The organism is Actinomadura sp. CNU-125 (assembly GCF_001942465.1).
Lineage (GTDB): Bacteria > Actinomycetota > Actinomycetes > Streptosporangiales > Streptosporangiaceae > Spirillospora.
Genome location: NZ_MKJY01000284.1, coordinates 1 through 6,601, shown reverse-complemented (window position 1 = coordinate 6,601; position 6,601 = coordinate 1). Strand labels below are relative to the sequence as shown.

General features: G+C 75.5%; 4 protein-coding genes and 2 pseudogenes. 5 read left to right on the top strand and 1 reads right to left on the bottom strand.

Features of this window, described 5'->3' with window-relative positions; all coding sequences use genetic code 11:
• Positions 1–1,264 (top strand): MFS transporter (locus tag BJF79_RS28795; protein ID WP_075902059.1); only part of this gene is annotated, 1,264 nt, incomplete at its 5' end.
• Positions 1,265–1,328: 64 nt separating this feature from the next.
• A complete protein-coding gene (locus tag BJF79_RS28790; RefSeq protein WP_075902055.1) occupies positions 1,329–1,577 on the top strand; it encodes a hypothetical protein in 249 nt (82 codons plus the stop codon).
• 40 nt (positions 1,578–1,617) lie between these two features.
• Here the strand turns inward: BJF79_RS28790 and BJF79_RS28785 are convergent, their stop codons facing one another.
• Positions 1,618–2,121: an NUDIX domain-containing protein gene (locus BJF79_RS28785; protein ID WP_075902053.1), complete on the bottom strand. Its 504-nt coding sequence runs from the start codon at positions 2,119–2,121 to the stop codon at positions 1,618–1,620.
• A 294-nt stretch (positions 2,122–2,415) separates the two neighbouring features.
• Here BJF79_RS28785 and BJF79_RS28780 point away from each other — a divergent pair.
• From BJF79_RS28780 to BJF79_RS67410, 3 genes and pseudogenes are all read left to right on the top strand, one after another.
• Positions 2,416–4,563: pseudogene (locus BJF79_RS28780) on the top strand (molybdopterin oxidoreductase family protein).
• A gap of 101 nt (positions 4,564–4,664) precedes the next feature.
• On the top strand, positions 4,665–5,096 hold the full coding sequence (nirD, locus tag BJF79_RS28775; RefSeq protein ID WP_083734073.1) for a nitrite reductase small subunit NirD: 432 nt from the start codon (positions 4,665–4,667) through the stop codon (positions 5,094–5,096).
• Positions 5,080–6,306 (top strand): annotated as a pseudogene (locus BJF79_RS67410) (uroporphyrinogen-III synthase). Before nirD ends, BJF79_RS67410 begins: the two are co-directional and overlap by 17 nt.
• Positions 6,307–6,601 lie beyond the last annotated feature (295 nt).

The following is a 6,601-nucleotide window of genomic DNA, read 5'->3' as shown; positions in this document are numbered from 1 at the left end:
GAACCTGGTGTTCTCGATCGTCACCGAGCACCTGGGGTTCTGCGTGTGGCTGCTGTGGAGCATCGCGGTGCTGCACATGGCGGGCAACGGGGTGTCCCTGTCGGTCGGGCAGGTGCTCTGGCTGACGACGCTGCCGAACCTGGTCGGGGCGGCGCTGCGGATCCCCTACACGTTCGCGCCCGCGCGGTTCGGCGGGCGGAACTGGACGGTCGTCAGCGCGTTGCTGCTGCTGATCCCGTGCGGGCTGTTCGTGTTCGCGGTCGCGAACCCGGGCCTGCCGTTCTGGGCGCTGCTGCTGATCGCCGCGACGACCGGGCTGGGCGGCGGGAACTTCGCGTCCTCGATGTCGAACATCGCGCACTTCTACCCGGCCGACCGGCAGGGGCTCCCGCTGGGCCTGAACGCGGCGGGCGGCAACGTGGGGGTGAGCGTGACGCAGCTGACGATGCCGCCGCTGATCGCGGCGTTCGGGCTGATGGCGGTCGGCTGGGTGTGGATGCCGCTGGTGCTGCTCGCGGCGGCGGGCGCGCACCTGTTCATGAACAACCTGGCGAAGGCGGGCCGCGCCTACACCCTGGGCGAGATGCGGCGGATCGCCGGACGGCCGCACACGATCGTCCTGTCGGTGCTGTACATCGCCACGTTCGGGTCGTTCATCGGGTACTCGTTCTCCTTCGGGGTGCTGATCGCGAGCGAGTTCCCGAGCGTCACGGCGTCGCACTTCATCTGGCTCGGGGCTCTGGTGGGGTCTGCGGCCCGGCCGGTGGGCGGCTGGCTGGCCGACCGGTTCGGCGGCACGCGCGTCACCCTCGTGAGCTTCGTGGCGATGGGCGCGGGGGCGGTGGCGGTGTGGGTCGGCGTCGGTGCGGGGTCGTGGGCGCTGTTCCTCGGGGCCTTCCTGTGGGTGTTCGCGGCGACCGGGATCGGCAACGGCTCGACGTACAAGATGATCCCGGCCGTCTTCAGGGTGCGCGCCCTGGCGAGCGCGGACGGAGCCGGCGCCGGAACCGCCGGACGGGCCGCCGACACGGCCCGCCGGGAAGCGGCGGCCGCGATCGGGCTGATCTCCGCCGTGGGCGCGTTCGGCGGGGTGCTGGTCCAGCAGGCGTTCCGCGTGTCGGTGGAGCGGACCGGCGGCATCGGGCCCGCGCTGGTCGCCCTGGCGGTGTTCTACGGCGCGTGCGTCGCGCTGACCTGGGCCGTGTACATGCGCCGGGTTCGGATCGGGGACCGGCGGACGAGCCTGGCGGAGGCCGGAGTCTGACCCGGATTCGCGGGTAGGGCGGGTGGGGTAGGCACGCGACGCGGCGGAAGAGGGGGAACGGGCCATGGCGACCTGTGAGGTCTGCGGGAACGACTACGACATGAGCTTCGAGGTGCACGCGCAGGGGGAGGTGCACACGTTCGACTCGTTCGAGTGCGCCGTCAGCCGGATGGCGCCGGTGTGCGAGAACTGCGACTGCCGCATCATGGGCCACGGCGTCGACGTGGACGGGCACTGGTACTGCTGCGCACACTGCGCGCGCGTCGCCGATCCGGAGCGCGGCAGGCAGATCAAGGACGCCGTTCCGGCGTGACGCCGGTCCGGAGGGCCGTCCGCGCCGCAGCCGGGCGCGGCTAGCGGCGGCCGAGGGCGGGGGTGCCGAACGGCTGCTCGAGACCGTCCTCGAGGTAGACGGCGCGGCCCTCCGTCATGGCGCGCAGGGCCGGTTCCATCCGGCGGGCGACGTGCGCGGGCGCCAGCTCGGGGATCTTCTCCGGGGCGACCAGGACGTGGTCGGACAGTTCGTCGGGCGGCAGCCGGATCGCGTCGGCCTGCGCGCCGGTGATGGAGCCGCCGAAGACGAAGACGTTGACCGAGTCGACGCCGTCGGAGCGCGGTGAGCCCCAGTCGACGCAGGCCAGGCCGTCCAGGTGCGGGACGAGGCCGAGTTCCTCCTCGCATTCGCGCAGGCACGCCGCCAGGGGGGACTCGTCGGCCTCGATGACCCCGCCGGGCAGGAACCAGCCCTCGCTGTAGGTCGGCTTGACCAGCAGGACCCGCCCGAGGTCGTCCAGGAGCAGGGCCGCCGCGGCGCCGCGCGAGCGCGGCAGTGAGGCGTAGTAGGCAAGGTCGGGCATGGTACCGAGGTTAGGCGCGATCTTGACGGGACGGCAGGACGGGGTGGGCGGTCGGGGCCGCATCCGTCCGGGAGATCGCGGGGACGCCGCTGATCCGTGCGACAACCGGTCGAAAGGTGACGAAACGACCATGACGGCGTTCGACAACGCTTGACACGCTATGGTCAGAATCTGAGATTCTCATTCCTGGCGAGGCCGCCCACCGGTCGCCGTGCGCGCTGCGTGAACGCCTTTTAACACGGCGGTCATCTGCGGGAATCGGCGGCGAAACGGCCTCGGGGCAGGCTCTGCGGCATGATCGGGACACCCACGCACTGCCCGTACTGCGCCCTGCAGTGCGGCATGACCCTCAGCGCCGTCCCGGACGGTGCCGCCTCGGACGGTGCCGCCTCGGACGCGTCCCCGGCGGCGCCTCCCGTCGAGGTGACGCCGCGCGACGACGTCCCCGCCAATCAGGGCGGGCTGTGCCGCAAGGGCTGGACGGCGGCGGAACTGCTCACCGTCCCGGACCGGCTCACGGCGCCGCTGATGCGCAACAGCCGGGACGCGCCCCTGGAGCCGTGCACGTGGGACGAGGCGCTCGACCGGGTCGCCGGGGAACTGCGCGGGCTGCGGGACGCGCACGGCGCCGACGCCGTCGCGGTGTTCGGCGGCGGAGGCCTGACGAACGAGAAGGCGTACACGCTCGGGAAGTTCGCCCGGGTCGCGCTCCGCACGTCCCAGATCGACTACAACGGGCGGTTCTGCATGTCGTCGGCCGCCGCGGCGGCCGGGCGGGCGTTCGGGCTGGACCGCGGCCTGCCCGGCCCGGTCACCGACCTCGCCGCGACCGGCGCGGTGCTGCTGGCGGGCGGGAACGTCGCCGAGACCATGCCGCCCTTCATGCGGCACCTGACCGCGATGCGCGACTCGGGCGCGCGCCCTCATCGTGGTCGACCCGCGCCGCACCGCCACCGCCCGCCAGGCCGACCTGCACCTGCAGCCGCTCCCGGGCACCGATCTCGCCCTCGCCAACGGGCTGCTGCACCTGGCCCTCGCCGAGGGCCTGGCCGACGACGCCTACATCGCGGCCCGCACCACCGGGTTCGACGCCGTCCGCACCGCCGTGAACTCCTACTGGCCGGACCGCGCCGAACGCATCACCGGCGTGCCCGTCCCGCGGATGCGCGAGGCGGTCCGGCTGCTCGCGCGCGCACCGCCCGCGCGCACGTCCTGACCGCGCGGGGCGCCGAGCAGCACGCGGGCGGGACCGACACCGTCACCGCGTTCATCAACCTCGCGCTCGCGCTCGGCCTGCCGGGCCGGGCCGGCTCGGGCTACGGCTGCCTGACCGGGCAGGGCAACGGGCAGGGCGGCCGCGAGCACGGGCAGAAAGCCGACCAGCTCCCCGGCTACCGGCGGATCGACGATCCGGCGGCGCGTGCGCACGTCGCGCGGGTGTGGGGCGTCGAACCCGACTCCCTTCCCGGGCCCGGACGGTCCGCGCACGAGCTGCTGTCGGCGCTCGGCGCCCCCTCCGGCCCGCGTGCGCTGCTGCTGTTCGGGTCCAACCCGGTGGTGTCCTCCCCGGACGCAGCCGCCGTCGAGGACCGCCTCGCCGCGCTCGACCTGCTGGTGGTCGCCGACTTCGTCCCCTCCGAGACGGCCGCGCGCGCCGACGTCGTGCTGCCCTCGGCGCAGTGGGCGGAGGAGTCCGGCACGATGACGAACCTGGAGGGCCGGGTGCTGCGCCGCAACCGGGCCGTCGCGCCGCCGGGCGGCGTCCGCACCGACCTGTGGATCCTCGCCGAGCTGGCCCGGCGGCTGGACGCGCCGGGGGAGTGGCCGGACGACCCCGAGACGGTGTTCGCCGAGCTGCGCCGGGCGAGCGCGGGCGGCACCGCCGACTACTCCGGCATCACCTACGGGCGGATCGCGCGGGAAGGCGGGGTGTTCTGGCCGTGCCCGTCGCCCGACCACCCCGGCACGCCCCGCCCGTTCCTGGACCGCTTCGCGACCCCGGACGGCGCGCCCGGTTCGTCCCCGTCGGGCACCGCCGGCCCCGACGAGGACGTCGACGCCGACTACCCCGTGTACCTCACGACGGGGCGGGTGCTGGCCCAGTACCAGTCGGGCGCGCAGACCCGGCGCGTCCCGGCGCTGGCCGAGGCCGAGCCGGGCCCGTTCGTCGAACTCCACCCCGACCTGGCCGGACGCCTGGAGATCGAGGACGGCGACGCGGTGCGGGTCCGCAGCCGCCGCGGCGCCGCGCTCGCCGCCGCGCGGATCACCGAGGCGATCCGTCCCGACACGGTGTTCATGCCGTTCCACTGGGCGGGGGAGGGGCGCGCGAACCTGCTCACCAACCCGGCCCTGGACCCGGTGTCCCGGATGCCCGAGTTCAAGGTGTGCGCGGTACGGCTGGAGCCCGCGTCCCGCCCGGCCGCCGTGAGCGTCTTTTAACACGCCGGTGACAGAAGGGACCCAATCGCGAAACCGCCCCTGCGGAGGATCGAAGCGATCACGAGCCAGGAAGTGATCACGAGCCAGGAGGTTGCCGCACGATGAGCACGACCGAAGCGACCCTCGCACCCGAGGCCCGCGCTCCCCAGTCCGTCCGCAGTGACCGGCGCCGGCAGGACCGGACTCCGCCGGAGCGGGCCTGGTCCGACGTGTGCGCCTACGCCGACCTGATCCCCGAGCGCGGCGCCTGCGCCATGATCGGCGGGACGCAGGTGGCGCTGTTCCGCACCTTCGACGGCGACCTGTACGCGCTGTCGAACCTGGACCCGTTCAGCGGCGCCCACGTCCTGTCGCGCGGCATCCTGGGGACCCGCGACGGGGTCCCGACCGTCGCCTCGCCGATGTACAAGCAGGTGTTCGACCTGCGCACCGGCGTCTGCCTGGACGATCCGCGGGTCGCGCTGCCCGCGTACGGCGTCCGGCGCGCCGGCGGCCGGGTGGAGGTGGCGGTCCCCGATGAGCGCCGCCGGTGACGCCCTGGCCGGGTTCGCCGTCGGAGTGACCGCGGCCCGCCGCCAGGACGAGCTCGCGACGCTGCTGGAGCGGCGCGGCGACCCGGGTGGTGCTGGCGCCCGCGATCCGGCTCGTCCCGCTCGCCGACGACGCGGGGTTGCTGGAGGCGACCCGCGCGTGTGCCAGCCGCGCCGCTCGATCACGTCATCGTCACCACGGGCATCGGGTTCCGCGCGTGGCTGGAGACCGCCGACGGGTGGGGGATGCGCGACGAGCTCGTCGCGCGCCTCGGCGACGCCGCGCCCTGGCGCGCGGGCCGAAGGCGCGCGCGCCGTCCGCTCGGCGGGGCTGCGGGAGCGGTGGTCGCCGGAGTCGGAGGGGACGGCCGAGGTCCTGCGGCACCTGCTGGCGGGCGACCTGACCGGCGCCGGCGTTCGCCGTGCAGCTCTACGGGGAGCGGCAGCCGGAGCTGACCGGGGCGCTGCGCGCCGCGGGCGCCGTGGTCGTCGAGGTCCCGGTGTACCGGTGGGCGCCCGCCGACGACCCGACGCCGCTGCACCGGCTCGTCGGGCAGGCCGTCGCCGGGACGGTCGACGCGATCACGTTCACCAGCGCCCCGGCGCTCGCGGCGACGCTGGCCGCGGCCGCCGCGGACGGGCTCGCCGAGCCGCTGCTGGAGGCCATGCGCGGCCCGCTGGTCGCGGCGTGCGTCGGCCCGGTGACCGCGGCGGAGCTGACCGCCCGCGGCGTCCCGACCGTCCAGCCCGAACGGGCCAGGCTCGGCGCGCTGGCTGCGGACGCTGGCCGCCGACCTGCCCCGGCGGCGGGCCCGGCGGCTGCGGGTCCGCGGGCTGGCGCTGGAGCTGCGCGGGCACGCGTCGTCCTGGACGGGCAGCTGCGCCCGATCGCGCCCGCGCCGATGGCGATCCTGCGGGCGCTGGCGCGGCGCCCGGGGCACGTGGTGTCGCGGTCGGAGCTGTCGGGCGCGCTGCCGGGACGGCCAGGCTGCGCGCCGCCGACGCCCCGGGGGCCGGCGGTACGGCGGGCGGGCCGGGCCTCGGCGGCGCGGGAGTCCTGGCCCGCCCGCAGGCCGGACGAGCACGCCGTGCGATGGCGGTCGCGCGGCTCCGGCGCGGCCTGGGCCGTCCCGGGATCGTGGAGACGGTGGTCAAGCGCGGCTACCGGCTCGCGTGCGACCCCCGCCAGGGCGCCTCGCTCCCCGCGGGCTGACCGGGCCTCCGGACGCTCCCGCCACCCGGACGCTCCCGCCCGGCCGCTCCCACCCGGCCGCTCCCGCCAGGCCGCCCGGCGGCGCGTCCGCCGCCACGCTGCGGAAATCGCGGCGCGGGCCCCGTGCTTGGGTGATACTGGCGAGTGCTGAAAGTGTTCGAACCAGTGCGCAGGGTGACGGAGGTCGGGTGGACGACAAGAAGTTCCTTCGGGGCGGCGCGGCGGTGGCGGTCGCGGTGCTCGTGGCGCGCGCGGCCCCGGCGGCGGTGGCGGCGACTCCCGCGGAACGTGCCAC